Origin of the sequence: Streptomyces sp. NPDC058371 (assembly GCF_042723265.1) — a bacterium.
Lineage (GTDB): Bacteria > Actinomycetota > Actinomycetes > Streptomycetales > Streptomycetaceae > Streptomyces.
This window is the reverse complement of record NZ_JBHXJC010000013.1, coordinates 33,272-48,116: the sequence shown is the minus strand read 5'-3', so window position 1 is coordinate 48,116 and position 14,845 is coordinate 33,272. Positions and strand designations below refer to the sequence as shown.

Below are 14,845 nucleotides of genomic sequence, written 5' to 3'. Positions count from 1 at the left end.
CCCGGGAGGCTCAGCTTCCCGGGGGCCTTCCCTCGTCCCCGCGGCCGCGGGAGAACACCTGGATCAGCCAGGACGAGAACGAACCGGTCACCGCGCCCAGCAGCGCGAGACCGCAGGCCATCAGACCCACCGCGATGATCCGCCCGAGCGGTGTCACCGGAGCGACATCGCCGTAGCCGACCGTCGCGAGGGTCGCGCAGGTCCACCACACCGAGTCCCCGAAGGTCCGGATGCTCGCGTGCGGCGCCGCATGCTCCTGCTGGTAGACGGCGAGGGCGCCCGCGAAGCCGAGCAGCGCCACCGAGAGCGTCGCGTACGTGATCACGCGCGCGTGCAGGCTGAGCGTGGGCTCCCCGTGATGACGCTGTACGGCCTCGTAGACCCGGACGATCCGCAGCGGACGCAGCAGCGGCAACGCGAGCACCACCGTGTCCAGCCAGTGCGTCCGTACGAAGCCCGGGCCCTCACCGCTGAGCCGCCAGCGCACCGCGTAGTCCACGGCGAACAGCGCCCAGGCGGCCAGCGTCACCGCGAGGCAGGTGTCCCGCCAGACCGTGGGCAGACCGTGCCCCAGGACCCGTACCGCGTACGAGGCGAGGTAGAGCAGGGAGGCCAGGGCGAGCGGGATCTCGGCGCGGTGCTCCCAGCGGGTCACCTCGGGGCGCTGCTCCGGGAGGGGCACCCCGGCGCGCTGTTCCCCGTGGTCCGTACGGCCGTCGTCGTCCATCGGCCCAGCTTGGCGGGAGGGCCTTTTGTGCGGCACCCGGCGACACGCCGCGAACGGGCGAAGCAATATGCTGCACCTCATGACGAGTGAGCCGGAGCAGCAGATCGGAGTCGGGACACAGGACGCGTTCCAGCGCTTGTGGACGCCCCATCGGATGGCCTACATCCAGGGCGAGAACAAGCCCAGCGGCCCGGGGGCCGACGACGGCTGTCCCTTCTGCTCGATCCCGGCCAAGTCCGACGAGGACGGCCTCGTCGTACGACGAGGGGAGCACGTGTACGCGGTGCTCAACCTCTACCCGTACAACGGCGGCCATCTCATGGTCGTGCCCTACCGCCATGTCGCGGACTACACGGACCTCACGGACCCGGAGACCGCGGAACTCGCCGAGCTGACCAAGCAGGCGATGACCGCGCTGCGGACGGCCTCGGGGGCGCACGGCTTCAACATCGGCATGAACCAGGGCAGCGTGGCGGGTGCGGGCATCGCCGCGCATCTGCACCAGCACATCGTGCCGCGCTGGGGCGGGGACACGAACTTCATGCCTGTCGTCGGCCACACCAAGGTGCTGCCGCAGCTGCTCGCGGACACGCGGAAGATGCTGGCGGAGGCCTGGCCCACCGCCTGACTCCGGCGGCCTGACTCCGGCGTCCCGCAGCGAGCCCCGGCGGCCTACGCGTCGTACACGTCCGCCTTCCTCGGCATCGGGTCCTGGACCGCGGTGCTGAGGAAGGACGAGCGGGTGCCGAACTTGTCGGTGTCCACGCCGTTCTCCTCCAGGACCCGGATCGCCGCCGCGTGCACCACGCGCAGCACCGGCGTCGCGGCGCGCAGCGCGTCGTCCGCCATGAAGCGGTGCCGCCAGGGCTGGTCCGCCCAGGCGTGCCGCAGCCCGAACGGCTCGGGGAGCACCAGCGAGCCACCCAGCCAGTTGAGGAACGGCGGGTACCAGGTGAAGGGGGCGCGCGCGCTGAGGCGTACCACCTCGTCCGTGGTGACCAGCGGCAGGCTCACCTTGCGGGTCTCCCAGAACCTGACGGCCTTGGCGACTTCCTTCGTGGGCGCCTCGGGCTTCGTCGTGAAGAGCGGGTTCACCGGGCCCAGGGCGTGGCCGGTGACCTCGATGCGCAGCGTCTCGTGCAGCACGGTCACGGTGATCAGCATGGTGATGACCAACTGGCCGTCCCAGAGCGTCCATTGCACACCGAGGTAGTGCCGGTCGCCGCTGCCGAACTGCTGCTTGTTGCAGATGTCCTGTATGGCGTGGGTCCGGATCTGGTACGCGTCCACGTCCGTGCCCTGGGGACGGGAGACCGCCTTGGCGTTCTCCCCGATGGGCGTGACGACCCAGTGCTTGATGGTGGGCTTCGGGAAGCCGCCCGTGTTGAGCGGGCCGCGCTCCAGCATGCGCAGCTGGTCGTGGATGGACCGGATGACGTCCCAGCTGCGGAAGGGGTGGATCTCCTTGCCCGCGTCCCGCGCCACCAGGTCCTCGGCAAGCTGCCAGCTGCCCCAGCGCGTGCCCATGCCGAGTATGCCCTTGGGGCCGGCGTAGAAGACGGAATTGGACTGCTGCTCGGCGCTGAGCCGGGCCAGGCCCTGGCGCAGCCGCTCGGCGGCGCTCTCACCGGGGCTGCCCGGCACCGCCTCGGGGATCTTGGCGCCGACGCCCCCGCCGGCCAGCAGACCGTCCCAGCGGTCCCGGAGGTCCTTGGCCGTCCGCTCGCAGATCTGCTTGGCCCAGAACCAGCCGACTACGGGCATCACGACCGTGGCGCGCGCGTACAGACCCCAGAAGCCGCTGAACGGCATCTTGACCAGGAACAGCACCGCCAGCGCGCCCACCGCCACGAGCAGGGCGGTGGCAAGGGCAGGGGTGCTCTTGCTGCCCAGTTTGGTGACCGTCGACCGGATCTGGAAGACCAGCAGCCAGACGAGGAGCCCGGGCAGGAAGAGCAGGCCGCAGAGCACGATGACGGCCGTGAGCCAGTTGTCCCGGTCCCGGCGGATGTTGTTCGCGGCGAGACAGTGCTCGACGACGACCTGCGGCTCCGTGCCGAACGACTGGATGAGGGGCTTGCGGTCGCCGCCCAGCATGCGGTCCTGCACGGATCGGGCGAAGGCCTCACCCAGATTGGGCCGCCACAGGGAGGCCCATCTGCGGCCGGGCCTGACCTCGGACTTGTGCCATTCGTTGTTGGTCTTGAGGATCTCCACGACCTCGTTGTCCCGGTAGGCCGCCGAGGCCAGGGCGTAGGTGGCGGCCGTCTGGCCCGCGGCGCCCGAGAGGGGCACCTGTGCCCCGGGGCTGAAATCGAATCCGTCGTTCGCCACTGCCGCCCCCATCGCCGCCGCACCCGCTCCTGCGGCCTTCCCGACTTCCGTGCCTCGCACACCTGTTGATCAGGTCATCGTCCTGATCGAGTCACAACTTGATCAGGTCATCAGCGTATCCGCAGGCACCGACATTCGTCGGCGGACGGCCGAAGCCGCCCGCCGACGCGCGGGGGTGCCCGAACTAGGAGGCGGCCCCGGCCTGTTCGCGAATCCGCTCGGCGACCTGGGACGGCATCGGCTCGTGCCGTGCGTAGTGGCGGTCGAAACGCGCGGTGCCGTGCGAGAGGGAGCGCAGATCGACCGCGTACCGGCCGATCTCGATCTCCGGCACCTCCGCCCGTACGAGAGTCCGTCCGCCGCTCGCCTGCTCGGTCCCGACGACCCGGCCGCGCCGTCCGGACAGATCGCTCATCACGGCGCCCACGTAGTCGTCGCCGACCAGGACCGACACCTCGGCGACCGGCTCCAGCAGATGGATCCGCGCGTCGGTCGCCGCCTCGCGAAGCGCCAGCGCACCGGCCGTCTGGAAAGCGGCGTCGGAGGAGTCGACGGAGTGCGCCTTCCCGTCGAGCAGGGTCACCCGGACGTCGATGAGCGGGTACCCCGCGGCCACCCCCTTGGCGGCCTGGGCACGCACCCCCTTCTCGACGGACGGGATGAACTGGCGCGGCACCGCACCGCCGACCACCTTGTCCACGAATTCGATGCCGGAGCCGTTCGGCAGCGGTTCGACCTCGATCTCGCAGATCGCGAACTGCCCGTGGCCGCCGGACTGTTTCACATGACGGCCGCGTCCCGCCGACCTGTCCGCGAACGTCTCGCGCAGGGAGACCTTGTGCGGGACCACGTCGACCTGGACGCCGTACCGGCTGCGCAGCCGTTCCAGGGCGACATCGGCGTGGGCCTCGCCCAGGCACCACAGGACGATCTGATGGGTGTTCGGGTTCTGCTCCAGACGCATGGTGGGGTCCTCGGCGACCAGCCGGCCGAGGCCCTGCGAGAGCTTGTCCTCGTCGGCGTTGCTGTGGGCCTGGATGGCGAGCGGCAGCAGCGGATCGGGCATCTGCCACGGCTCCATGAGCAGCGGATCGTCCTTGGCCGAGAGGGTGTCGCCGGTCTCCGCGCGGTTCAGCTTCGCCACGCACGCGAGGTCGCCGGCGATGCAGTGCGTGAGGGCGCGCTGCTGTTTGCCGAAGGGGGCGGACAGGGCGCCGATGCGTTCGTCGGCTTCGTGAAGCGCGCGGCCCTCGTGGCCGGGGTCGACGAGACCGTGCCCGGAGACGTGCACCGTCGCGTCGGGACGCAGGGTGCCCGAGAAGACGCGGACGAGCGAGACCCGGCCGACATAGGGGTCGCTGGTCGTCTTCACGACCTCCGCGACCAGCGGCCCGTCCGGGTCGCAGGTCCTGACGTCGCGTGGCCTGCCGTCCCGAGCGGTGACCTTCGGCGCCGCGCGCTCCAGCGGGGTCGGGAAGCCGCCGGTGATCAGTTCGAGCAGCTCGACCGTGCCGAGCCCCTGTCGGGCGCCCTCGGCCGCGGGCGCGGCGGCCAGCACGGGGAAGAAGGTCCCGCGCGCCACGGCCCGTTCCAGGTCCTGCACGAGGGTCTTGAGGTCGATCTCCTCACCGCCGAGATAGCGGTCCATGAGGGTCTCGTCCTCGCTCTCGGCGATGATCCCCTCGATCAGCCGGTTGCGGGCCGTCTCGATGAGCGCCGCCTGGTCCGGGCCCGGCTCCGCCTCCTTGCGCTCACCGGAGGCGTAGTCGAACAGCCGCTGGGAGAGCAGTCCGATCAGCCCGGTCACGGGCGCGTGCCCGTCGGGGGCCGGATCGCCGTGCAGGGGCAGATACAACGGCAGTACGGCGTCGGGGTCGTCCGCGCCGAAGGCCTCCGCGCAGATCCGGGTCATCTCCTCGAAGTCGGCCCGGGCGGATTCCAGATGGGTGACCACGATGGCGCGTGGCATGCCGACCGCCGCGCACTCCTCCCAGACCATCCGGGTCGAGCCGTCCACCCCGTCCGAGGCGGAGACCACGAAAAGGGCCGCGTCCGCGGCTCGCAGACCGGCCCTGAGTTCCCCGACGAAATCGGCGTATCCGGGGGTGTCCAGAATATTGATCTTGTACCCGTCCCAGTCGACGGGGACCAGGGAGAGCTGTACCGAGCGTTGCTGCCGGTGCTCGATCTCGTCGTAGTCGGAGACGGTGCCGCCGTCCTCCACACGGCCCGCCCGGTTCACTGCCCCCGCCGTCAGCGCGAGAGCTTCCACCAATGTCGTCTTGCCCGATCCGCTGTGGCCGACCAGCACCACATTCCGTACGGACGCGGGGTGGTCGGCCGCTGTAGCCCTGCCGGCGGCTCCGGGGTGTGCGTTCGCCTTGTCGCCCATGGCCTTGCCTCCCGTGCACGGTGAGGTCACTGTGGGCGCGGACGTGCCGGGCCGCGTGCGGTGGCGGCAACGGTGACGCCCGCGGTTCTTCGAGCTTTCCACTCGCGTCACGGTGCGTCCATACGGCGGACGTGATCCCCCGTGCCACCGCTGCCGGCGCGCTGTGACACGGGGCGCGGGTGCCCGGCCGCCGCCCACGCGCGCGCGTGGCTACGATGGGCCAGCCGGTGGCCAGCAGGGGCCGCGCGGCGACACCGACCCTCGGGAAGGCCATGCTGAACAAGTACGCGCGTGCATTCTTCACGCGTGTCCTCACACCGTTCGCCGCGTTTCTCATCCGCCGGGGGGTAAGCCCCGACACGGTCACCCTCCTGGGCACGGCCGGAGTGATGGCGGGCGCGCTGGTCTTCTACCCCCGTGGTGAGTTCTTCTGGGGCACGGTCGTCATCACGCTCTTCGTGTTCTCGGACCTCGTCGACGGCAACATGGCGCGCCAGCTCGGGCGCTCCAGCCGCTGGGGCGCCTTCCTCGACTCGACGCTCGACCGGGTCGCCGACGGCGCGATCTTCGGCGGCCTGGCGCTCTGGTACGCCGGCGGCGGCAACGACAACATCCTGTGCGCGGTCTCGATCTTCTGTCTGGCCAGCGGCCAGGTGGTCTCGTACACCAAGGCCCGTGGCGAGGCGATCGGCCTGCCGGTCGCGGTCAACGGTCTGGTCGAGCGCGCCGAGCGCCTGGTGATCTCGCTGGTCGCGGCCGGTTTCGCCGGACTGCACAAGTTCGGGGTGCCCGGCATCCAGTGGCTGCTGCCCATCGCGCTGTGGATCGTCGCCGTCGGCAGCCTCGTCACGCTGATCCAGCGCGTCGTCACGGTGCGCCGGGAGTCGGCCGAGGCCGACGCCGCGGCCGCCGAGGAGAACGCCGCGCAGGGGAGTGGGGCCACGTCGTGAGCAGTCTGCAGGACCGGCTGACCGACGGGGCGTACGCGCTCGGCTGGAGCACCGTCAAGAAGCTCCCGGAGCCCGTCGCGGTGCGCCTCGGCCGGACCATCGCCGACCTCGCCTGGAAGCAGCGCGGCAAGGGCGTGCGGCGGCTCGAGAGCAACTACGCGCGCGTGGTGCCCGACGCGACCCCGGAGCGGCTCGCGGAGCTCTCCCGGGCGGGCATGCGGTCGTATCTGCGCTACTGGATGGAGTCCTTCCGGCTTCCGGCGTGGAGCGAGGAGCGCGTGCGGACGGGCTTCGACGTGAAGGACGTGCACCATCTGACCGACGGACTCGCCTCCGGCAAGGGCGTGATCCTGGCCCTGCCGCACCTGGGCAACTGGGACCTCGCGGGGGCCTGGGTCACCACCGCTCTGAAGACACCCTTCACGACCGTCGCCGAGCGCCTGAAGCCCGAGTCGCTGTACGACCGTTTCGTCGCCTACCGCGAGGGCCTCGGCATGGAGGTTCTGGCGCACACCGGCAGCTCCGCGTTCGGCACCCTGGCCCGGCGGCTGCGCGACGGCGGCCTGGTCTGCCTGGTCGCCGACCGTGATCTCTCCGCGTCCGGAGTCGAGGTCAAGTTCTTCGGCGAGGCGACCCGGATGCCCGCGGGACCGGCCCTGCTGGCCCAGCAGACCGGCGCCCTGCTGCTCCCGGTGACGCTGTGGTACGACGACTCCCCTGTGATGCAGGGTCGCATCCATCCCCCGGTCGACGTCCCCGAGACAGGTACACGCACCGAGAAGACGTCTGTCATGACACAGGCGCTGGCCGACGCCTTCGCCACCGGTATCGCCGACCATCCGGAGGACTGGCACATGCTGCAGCGTCTGTGGCTCGCCGACCTGGAGCTCCGCCCCGAACCGGCCGAGGGGGAGGGCCCGTGAGGATCGGCATCGTCTGCCCCTATTCCTGGGACGTGCCCGGCGGCGTCCAGTTCCACATCCGCGATCTGGCCGAGCACCTCATCCGCCTCGGACACGAGGTGTCCGTACTGGCTCCCGCGGACGACGAGACCCCCCTGCCGCCGTACGTCGTGTCGGCGGGCCGCGCGGTTCCGGTGCCGTACAACGGCTCGGTCGCCCGTCTCAACTTCGGCTTCCTGAGCGCGGCCCGCGTACGCCGCTGGCTGCACGACGGGCTCTTCGACGTGATCCACATCCATGAGCCGACCTCGCCGTCGCTCGGGCTGCTGGCGTGCTGGGCGGCCCAGGGACCCATCGTCGCCACCTTCCACACCTCGAACCCGCGCTCCCGGGCGATGATCGCCGCGTACCCGATCCTGCAGCCCGCGCTGGAGAAGATCAGCGCGCGGATCGCGGTGAGCGAGTATGCGCGGCGCACGCTCGTCGAGCACCTGGGCGGCGACGCGGTCGTCATCCCGAACGGCGTCGACGTCGACTTCTTCGCCCGCGCCAAGCCCAAGCCGGAGTGGCAGGGGGACACCCTCGGCTTCATAGGGCGTATCGACGAGCCCCGCAAGGGCCTGCCGGTGCTGATGAAGGCCCTGCCGAAGATCCTCGCGGAGCGTCCGCAGACGCGGCTCCTGGTCGCCGGGCGCGGTGACGAGAAGGAGGCCGTCGAGGACCTGCCGGCCGAGATGCGTTCGCGCGTCGAGTTCCTCGGCATGGTCAGCGACGAGGACAAGGCGCGCTTCCTGCGCAGTGTCGACGTGTACGTCGCGCCCAACACCGGCGGCGAGAGCTTCGGGATCATCCTGGTCGAGGCCATGTCGGCGGGGGCGCCGGTGCTCGCCTCCGACCTCGACGCGTTCGCCCAGGTCCTCGATCTGGGCGCGGCCGGGGAACTGTTCGCCAACGAGGACGCGGACGCGCTGGCCGTCTCCGCCCTGCGGCTGCTCGGTGACCCGGGGCGCCGGGCCGAACTGCGCGAGCGGGGGAGCGCCCATGTGCGGCGCTTCGACTGGTCGACGGTCGGAGCCGACATCCTCTCCGTGTACGAGACGGTGACGGACGGAGCGGCCGCCGTGGCGACCGACGAACGCACGGGTCTGATGGCCCGGTTCGGACTGGCCCGGGACTGAGGGCACCGACGGCTCTCCAGGGGACGGGCGTCGCGCTGTTGCGGGGCGGCCCGTCCCGCAACGGGCGCTGCCCGGAAGCGTCCCGGGGCGACGCCGGCTCGGTGATCACCGGCGACGCGAGGACCGCTGCTTCAGGACACGGCGGGTCCCGTTGCGCCCGGGACCTGGAAAAGCGCTGACCGCACACAGGTAGCCTTGCCGCCCGTGACGCCAACCCTCATCTGGATCCTTGTCGGCCTCATCGCGATCGGCCTCTATCTGAGCTGGACCGCGGGACGGCTCGACCGGCTGCACGCCCGGATCGACGCCGCGCGAGCCGCCCTCGACGCGCAACTGCTGCGCCGTGCGTCGGTCGCCCAGGAGCTGGCCACCTCCGGAGTGCTCGACCCGGCCGCCTCGATCGTGCTCTACGAAGCGGCTCACGCGGCGCGGCAGGCCGAGGAGGAGCAGCGGGAGGTCGCCGAGAGCGAGCTGAGCCAGGCGCTGCGGGCCGTGTTCGGGGAGACGCAGCAGGTCGAGGCCGTACGGGCGGCACCCGGGGGCGAGGAGGCCGCCACCGAGCTGGCCCAGGCGGTACGCCGGGTGCCGATGGCCCGGCGGTTCCACAACGACGCCGTACGGGCCGCTCGGGCGCTGCGGCGGCATCGCAAGGTGCGGTGGTTCCGGCTGGCCGGGCACGCGCCGTTCCCGCTGGCCTTCGAGATGGACGACGAGCCGCCGGTGGCACTCGCCGACCGCCCGACGAGCTGAAGGGCCCGCGCCCCCGGGACCCGACCGGCCGAGTCGGCCGAAAGCAGCCCGTGGCCCGGAAAACGAGCCACCGCCTCCCCATTGGCCCTTGCTGTGGCCTGGTCCACTCGCGTTACCTCGGTACTGCAGCAGCCCTCTTTCACCGAGTGAGGTCAACCCGTGTCCAGCACGCTCTCCAACTCCGCACAGAACCCCGAGACCGGCACCGCGCGCGTGAAGCGCGGCATGGCCGAGCAGCTCAAGGGGGGCGTGATCATGGATGTGGTCAACGCCGAGCAGGCGAAGATCGCCGAGGACGCGGGCGCCGTCGCCGTCATGGCCCTGGAGCGGGTCCCGGCCGACATCCGCAAGGACGGCGGCGTGGCGCGCATGTCGGACCCGACCATGATCGAGGAGATCATCGACGCGGTCTCGATCCCCGTCATGGCCAAGTCGCGCATCGGCCACTTCGTCGAGGCCCAGGTCCTGCAGTCCCTCGGCGTCGACTACATCGACGAGTCCGAGGTCCTCACCCCGGCCGACGAGGTCAACCACTCCGACAAGTGGGCGTTCACCACCCCCTTCGTGTGTGGCGCCACCAACCTGGGCGAGGCCCTGCGCCGCATAGCCGAGGGCGCCGCCATGATCCGCTCCAAGGGCGAGGCCGGCACCGGCAACGTCGTCGAGGCGGTCCGTCACCTGCGCCAGATCAAGAACGAGATCGCCAAGCTGCGCGGCTTCGACAACAACGAGCTGTACGCCGCCGCCAAGGAGCTGCGTGCCCCGTACGAGATCGTGCGCGAGGTCGCCGAGCTCGGCAAGCTCCCCGTGGTGCTCTTCTCCGCCGGTGGTGTGGCCACCCCGGCCGACGCCGCGCTGATGCGCCAGCTCGGTGCCGAGGGCGTCTTCGTCGGATCCGGCATCTTCAAGTCCGGCGACCCGGCCAAGCGCGCCGCCGCCATCGTGAAGGCCACCACCTTCTACGACGACCCGAAGATCATCGCGGACGCGTCCCGCAACCTGGGCGAGGCCATGGTCGGCATCAACTGCGACACCCTCCCCGAGGCCGAGCGCTACGCGAACCGCGGCTGGTAATCACCCACCCCAGGGTCCCTGCGTACGAGACAGGCACTGCGTAGATGAGCAACACCCCCGTCATAGGCGTCCTGGCCCTCCAGGGCGACGTACGGGAGCACCAGATCGCCCTGGCCGCGGCCGACGCCGTGGCCAGGCCGGTCCGGCGCCCCGAGGAACTCGCCGAGGTCGACGGTCTCGTCATCCCGGGCGGCGAGTCGACCACCATCTCCAAGCTGGCCGTCCTCTTCGGCCTGATGGAGCCCCTCCGCGCGCGCGTGCGGGCCGGTATGCCCGTCTACGGCACCTGCGCGGGCATGATCATGCTCGCCGACAAGATCCTCGACCCGCGCTCGGGCCAGGAGACCATCGGCGGCATCGACATGATCGTGCGCCGCAACGCCTTCGGACGTCAGAACGAGTCCTTCGAGGCGGCCGTCGCGGTCACGGGCGTCGAGGGTGCCCCGGTGGAAGGCGTCTTCATCCGCGCCCCCTGGGTCGAGTCCGTGGGCGCCGCGGCCGAGGTGCTCGCCGAGCACGAGGGCCACATCGTCGCCGTACGCCAGGGCAACGCGCTCGCCACGTCGTTCCACCCGGAACTGACCGGCGACCATCGCATGCACGGCCTGTTCGTCGACATGGTGCGCGCGAACCGGACACCCGAGTCCTTGTAGGATCTCGGGTACCTCCCAGGCTCTCCAAGGCCGGGGGAGTTCGTACAGGATGGGTTACGCGAAGGAGACAGGCAGATGTCCGGCCACTCTAAATGGGCTACGACGAAGCACAAGAAGGCCGTGATCGACGCCAAGCGCGGCAAGCTCTTCGCGAAGATGATCAAGAACATCGAGGTCGCGGCCCGCACGGGCGGCGCCGATGTGTCCGGCAACCCGACGCTGTTCGACGCCATCCAGAAGGCCAAGAAGAGCTCGGTCCCGAACAAGAACATCGACTCCGCGGTCAAGCGCGGCGCCGGTCTCGAAGCCGGTGGCGCCGACTACGAGACGATCATGTACGAGGGTTACGGCCCGAACGGTGTCGCCGTGCTCATCGAGTGCCTCACCGACAACCGCAACCGCGCCGCCTCGGACGTCCGCGTCGCCATGACCCGCAACGGCGGCAACATGGCCGACCCGGGCTCCGTCTCGTACCTCTTCAACCGCAAGGGCGTCGTCGTCGTCCCCAAGGGCGAGCTGTCCGAGGACGACGTCCTGGGTGCCGTGCTCGAGGCGGGCGCCGAGGAGGTCAACGACCTCGGCGAGGCCTTCGAGGTGCTCTCCGAGGCCACCGACCTGGTCGCGGTCCGCACCTCGCTCCAGGAGGCCGGCATCGACTACGACTCGGCCGAGGCCAACTTCGTCCCGACCATGCAGGTCGAGCTCGACGAGGACGGCGCCCGGAAGATCTTCAAGCTGATCGACGCCCTCGAGGACAGCGACGACGTGCAGAACGTCTTCGCCAACTTCGATGTCTCCGACGACGTGATGGCGAAGGTCGACGCCTGAGGCGCTTCCAGCACAACGGGCCGACGGGGGACACACCCGTCGGCCCGTCGCTTTGTCAGCGGCACCCGATAGCCTGCACAAACAGGCGATCGAAGGAGGGGCTGGGTGCGGGTACTGGGCGTTGACCCCGGGTTGACCCGGTGCGGTGTCGGGGTGGTCGAAGGTCTCGCCGGCCGGCCCCTGACCATGTGCGGTGTCGGAGTCGTACGGACCCCGGCGGACGCCGAGTTGGGCCTGCGCCTCGTCGCCATCGAGCAGGGCATCGAGCAGTGGCTCGACGAGTACCGGCCCGAATTCGTCGCCGTGGAGCGGGTGTTCAGCCAGCACAACGTACGGACGGTGATGGGCACCGCCCAGGCCAGTGCCGTCGCCATGCTCTGCGCCTCCCGGCGCGGCATCCCCGTCGCCCTGCACACCCCGAGCGAGGTCAAGGCAGCCGTCACCGGCAGCGGACGCGCGGACAAGGCCCAGGTCGGCGCGATGGTCACGCGGCTGCTCCGCCTCGACGCGCCGCCCAAACCCGCCGACGCGGCGGACGCCCTCGCCCTCGCCATCTGCCACATCTGGCGCGCACCCGCCCAGAACAGACTCCAGCAGGCCGTCGCCCTGCACGCATCGAAAGGGCGTCCCGCATGATCGCCTTCGTCAGCGGTCCGGTCGCCGCCCTCGCCCCCGATTCCGCGGTGGTCGAGGTCGGCGGCATCGGCATCGCCGTCCAGTGCACGCCCAACACGCTCTCCGGGCTCCGCACGGGCCAGCAGGCCAAGCTCGCCACCTCCCTCGTCGTCCGCGAGGACTCGCTGACCCTGTACGGCTTCGTGGACGACGACGAGCGGGGGACCTTCGAGCTGCTCCAGACCGCGAGCGGGGTCGGCCCCCGGCTGGCCCAGGCGATGCTCGCCGTGCACAGCCCCGACGCACTGCGCCGCGCGGTGGCCACCGGCGACGAGAAGACGCTCACCGCGGTCCCCGGGATCGGCAAGAAGGGCGCCCAGAAGCTCCTGCTGGAGCTGAAGGACCGGCTCGGCGCGCCCGTCGGCACCGGCGGCCCGGCGATCGGCAGGGCCGTCACCGCCGGCTGGCGCGACCAGCTGCACGCCGCGCTGATCGGCCTCGGGTACGCGACGCGCGAGGCCGACGAGGCCGTCTCCGCGGTCGCGCCCCAGGCGGAGGCCGCCGAGGGCACGCCCCAGGTGGGCCAGCTCCTCAAGGCCGCCCTGCAGAGCCTCAACAGGACCCGGTAGGCGACACCCCGCCGGGGCGCCCCAGACCCGTACGACCCACCCCACTGCGACCGCGAGGCACTGCACATGAACTGGGACGACCCGACCGACGAGGCCGCCGCAGAGCGGCTCGTCGGCGCGTCCGCCGACCGCGAGGACCAGGCCGTCGAGGCGGCGCTGCGCCCGAAGGACCTGGACGAGTTCATCGGGCAGGAGAAGGTCCGCGAGCAGCTGGACCTGGTCCTGCGCGCCGCCCGCGCGCGGGGGGGCACCTCCGACCACGTGCTGCTCTCCGGCGCACCCGGCCTCGGCAAGACCACCCTCTCGATGATCATCGCGGCCGAGATGGGCGCCCCCATCCGCATCACCAGCGGTCCCGCCATCCAGCACGCAGGCGACCTCGCCGCGATCCTGTCCTCCCTCCAGGAGGGCGAGGTCCTCTTCCTCGACGAGATCCACCGCATGTCCCGGCCCGCCGAGGAGATGCTCTACATGGCGATGGAGGACTTCCGGGTCGATGTCATCGTCGGCAAGGGCCCCGGTGCCACGGCCATCCCGCTGGAGCTGCCGCCGTTCACCCTGGTCGGCGCCACCACGCGCGCCGGGCTGCTGCCGCCCCCGTTGCGCGACCGCTTCGGATTCACCGGGCACATGGAGTTCTACGAGCCCGCCGACCTGGAGCGCGTCATCCACCGCTCGGCCGGGCTGCTCGACGTCGAGATCGGCACGGAGGGCGCCGCCGAGATCGCCGGCCGCTCCCGGGGTACCCCCCGTATCGCCAACCGTCTGCTGCGCCGCGTCCGCGACTACGCGCAGGTCAAGGCCGACGGGATCATCACGCAGGACATCGCCGCCGCGGCCCTGGCGGTGTACGAGGTCGACGCCCGCGGCCTGGACCGGCTCGACCGCGCCGTCCTGGAGGCCCTGCTCAAGCTGTTCGGCGGCGGTCCCGTGGGACTTTCCACCCTCGCGGTCGCGGTGGGGGAGGAGCGCGAGACCGTCGAGGAGGTCGCCGAGCCCTTCCTGGTCCGGGAGGGCCTGCTGGCCCGTACTCCCCGGGGCCGGGTCGGGACACCGGCCGCATGGGCGCATCTCGGCCTCACCCCGCCCCGCCAGGCCTCCGGGGGAAACGGACAACAGGACCTCTTCGGGGCGTGACAGCGCCGTAGTCGCGGGCAACGGAACCCCGGTGCCATGCTGAGCGTTGTTCCATCAGTGCGGACTCGCTTAGACTCCGCCGATGCCGCCTTCGCAGGCGGCGCCGACCACCCCCATCCACCAGGCCGCCGCGCGCGCGGTCGTGCGAAGGAAACTCCGTCCCGTGAATACCTTGACCCTCCTCCCGTTCATCGTGCTCATCGGGGCCATGTTCCTGATGACCCGCTCGGCCAAGCGCAAGCAGTCGCAGGCCGCGCAGATGCGCAACGAGATGCACCCCGGCACCGGCGTCCGCACGATCGGGGGCATGTACGCGACGGTGAAGGAGGTCAGTGAGGACACGGTCCTCCTCGACGCCGCCCCGGGCGTTCACCTGATCTTCGCGAAGAACTCGATCGGCGCCGTCCTGAGCGACGACGAGTACAACCGCATCGTCCACGGCATCGACCCCGACCTGAAGGACGACGACGCGGTCGTGCCGGACGACGCCTCCTCCCTCACCGGGACCGACGAGCCCGCCGACGCCGCCACCGACGCTTCCGGCGACCAGCCCATCGACCTCGGCAAGAAGGACGCGGACGCGCAGGACGACGCGGCCGACGAGCCCGCCGCGGACGAGGCAGCAGAGCCGAAGAAGACCGACGGCGAGTCCGACGCGAAGTAGTCACTCCCGGAA

At 71.1% G+C, this 14,845-nt stretch carries 15 protein-coding genes; 12 read left to right on the top strand and 3 right to left on the bottom strand.

Annotated elements, in window-relative coordinates; all coding sequences use genetic code 11:
• Positions 1-10: 10 nt before the first annotated feature.
• On the bottom strand, positions 11-727 hold the full coding sequence (locus ACFWM2_RS30300; protein ID WP_383286581.1) for a potassium channel family protein: 717 nt from the start codon (positions 725-727) through the stop codon (positions 11-13).
• A gap of 67 nt (positions 728-794) precedes the next feature.
• On the opposite strand from ACFWM2_RS30300, the gene ACFWM2_RS30295 reads away from it, so the two are divergent.
• On the top strand, positions 795-1,355 hold the full coding sequence (locus tag ACFWM2_RS30295) for an HIT family protein (protein WP_383286579.1): 561 nt from the start codon (positions 795-797) through the stop codon (positions 1,353-1,355).
• Positions 1,356-1,399: 44 nt separating this feature from the next.
• Here ACFWM2_RS30295 and ACFWM2_RS30290 read toward each other — a convergent pair whose 3' ends face one another.
• Positions 1,400-3,073: a hypothetical protein gene (locus ACFWM2_RS30290; RefSeq protein ID WP_383286577.1), complete on the bottom strand. Its 1,674-nt coding sequence runs from the start codon at positions 3,071-3,073 to the stop codon at positions 1,400-1,402.
• A 172-nt stretch (positions 3,074-3,245) separates the two neighbouring features.
• On the bottom strand, positions 3,246-5,453 hold the full coding sequence (locus ACFWM2_RS30285) for an elongation factor G-like protein EF-G2 (RefSeq protein ID WP_383286575.1): 2,208 nt from the start codon (positions 5,451-5,453) through the stop codon (positions 3,246-3,248).
• A 215-nt stretch (positions 5,454-5,668) separates the two neighbouring features.
• On the opposite strand from ACFWM2_RS30285, the gene pgsA reads away from it, so the two are divergent.
• The 11 genes from pgsA to yajC all read left to right on the top strand — a co-directional run bounded on the left by pgsA (position 5,669) and on the right by yajC (position 14,833).
• A complete protein-coding gene (gene pgsA / locus ACFWM2_RS30280) occupies positions 5,669-6,403 on the top strand; it encodes a phosphatidylinositol phosphate synthase (RefSeq protein ID WP_383286984.1) in 735 nt (244 codons plus the stop codon).
• Positions 6,400-7,326, top strand: coding sequence for a phosphatidylinositol mannoside acyltransferase (locus tag ACFWM2_RS30275; RefSeq protein ID WP_383286573.1), 927 nt, complete (start codon positions 6,400-6,402; stop codon positions 7,324-7,326). The genes pgsA and ACFWM2_RS30275 overlap by 4 nt, the downstream gene beginning before the upstream one ends.
• Positions 7,323-8,483 (top strand): glycosyltransferase family 4 protein, encoded by a 1,161-nt coding sequence (locus ACFWM2_RS30270; RefSeq protein WP_383286571.1) that lies wholly within the window; start codon positions 7,323-7,325, stop codon positions 8,481-8,483. Before ACFWM2_RS30275 ends, ACFWM2_RS30270 begins: the two co-directional genes overlap by 4 nt.
• A gap of 204 nt (positions 8,484-8,687) precedes the next feature.
• Positions 8,688-9,233 (top strand): hypothetical protein, encoded by a 546-nt coding sequence (locus tag ACFWM2_RS30265; protein ID WP_383286569.1) that lies wholly within the window; start codon positions 8,688-8,690, stop codon positions 9,231-9,233.
• A gap of 159 nt (positions 9,234-9,392) precedes the next feature.
• On the top strand, positions 9,393-10,307 hold the full coding sequence (gene pdxS, locus ACFWM2_RS30260; protein ID WP_383286567.1) for a pyridoxal 5'-phosphate synthase lyase subunit PdxS: 915 nt from the start codon (positions 9,393-9,395) through the stop codon (positions 10,305-10,307).
• Between the two features lie 44 nt (positions 10,308-10,351).
• On the top strand, positions 10,352-10,960 hold the full coding sequence (gene pdxT / locus ACFWM2_RS30255; RefSeq protein WP_383286566.1) for a pyridoxal 5'-phosphate synthase glutaminase subunit PdxT: 609 nt from the start codon (positions 10,352-10,354) through the stop codon (positions 10,958-10,960).
• Between the two features lie 75 nt (positions 10,961-11,035).
• Positions 11,036-11,788: a YebC/PmpR family DNA-binding transcriptional regulator gene (locus ACFWM2_RS30250; protein ID WP_383286564.1), complete on the top strand. Its 753-nt coding sequence runs from the start codon at positions 11,036-11,038 to the stop codon at positions 11,786-11,788.
• Positions 11,789-11,893: 105 nt separating this feature from the next.
• On the top strand, positions 11,894-12,424 hold the full coding sequence (gene ruvC / locus ACFWM2_RS30245) for a crossover junction endodeoxyribonuclease RuvC (RefSeq protein WP_383286562.1): 531 nt from the start codon (positions 11,894-11,896) through the stop codon (positions 12,422-12,424).
• Complete coding sequence (ruvA, locus tag ACFWM2_RS30240) at positions 12,421-13,032, top strand: Holliday junction branch migration protein RuvA (protein WP_383286560.1); 612 nt, start codon at positions 12,421-12,423, stop codon at positions 13,030-13,032. The genes ruvC and ruvA overlap by 4 nt, the downstream gene beginning before the upstream one ends.
• Before the next feature lie 66 nt (positions 13,033-13,098).
• Positions 13,099-14,169: a Holliday junction branch migration DNA helicase RuvB gene (ruvB, locus tag ACFWM2_RS30235; protein ID WP_383286558.1), complete on the top strand. Its 1,071-nt coding sequence runs from the start codon at positions 13,099-13,101 to the stop codon at positions 14,167-14,169.
• Between the two features lie 163 nt (positions 14,170-14,332).
• A complete protein-coding gene (gene yajC, locus ACFWM2_RS30230) occupies positions 14,333-14,833 on the top strand; it encodes a preprotein translocase subunit YajC (RefSeq protein ID WP_383286556.1) in 501 nt (166 codons plus the stop codon).
• Positions 14,834-14,845 lie beyond the last annotated feature (12 nt).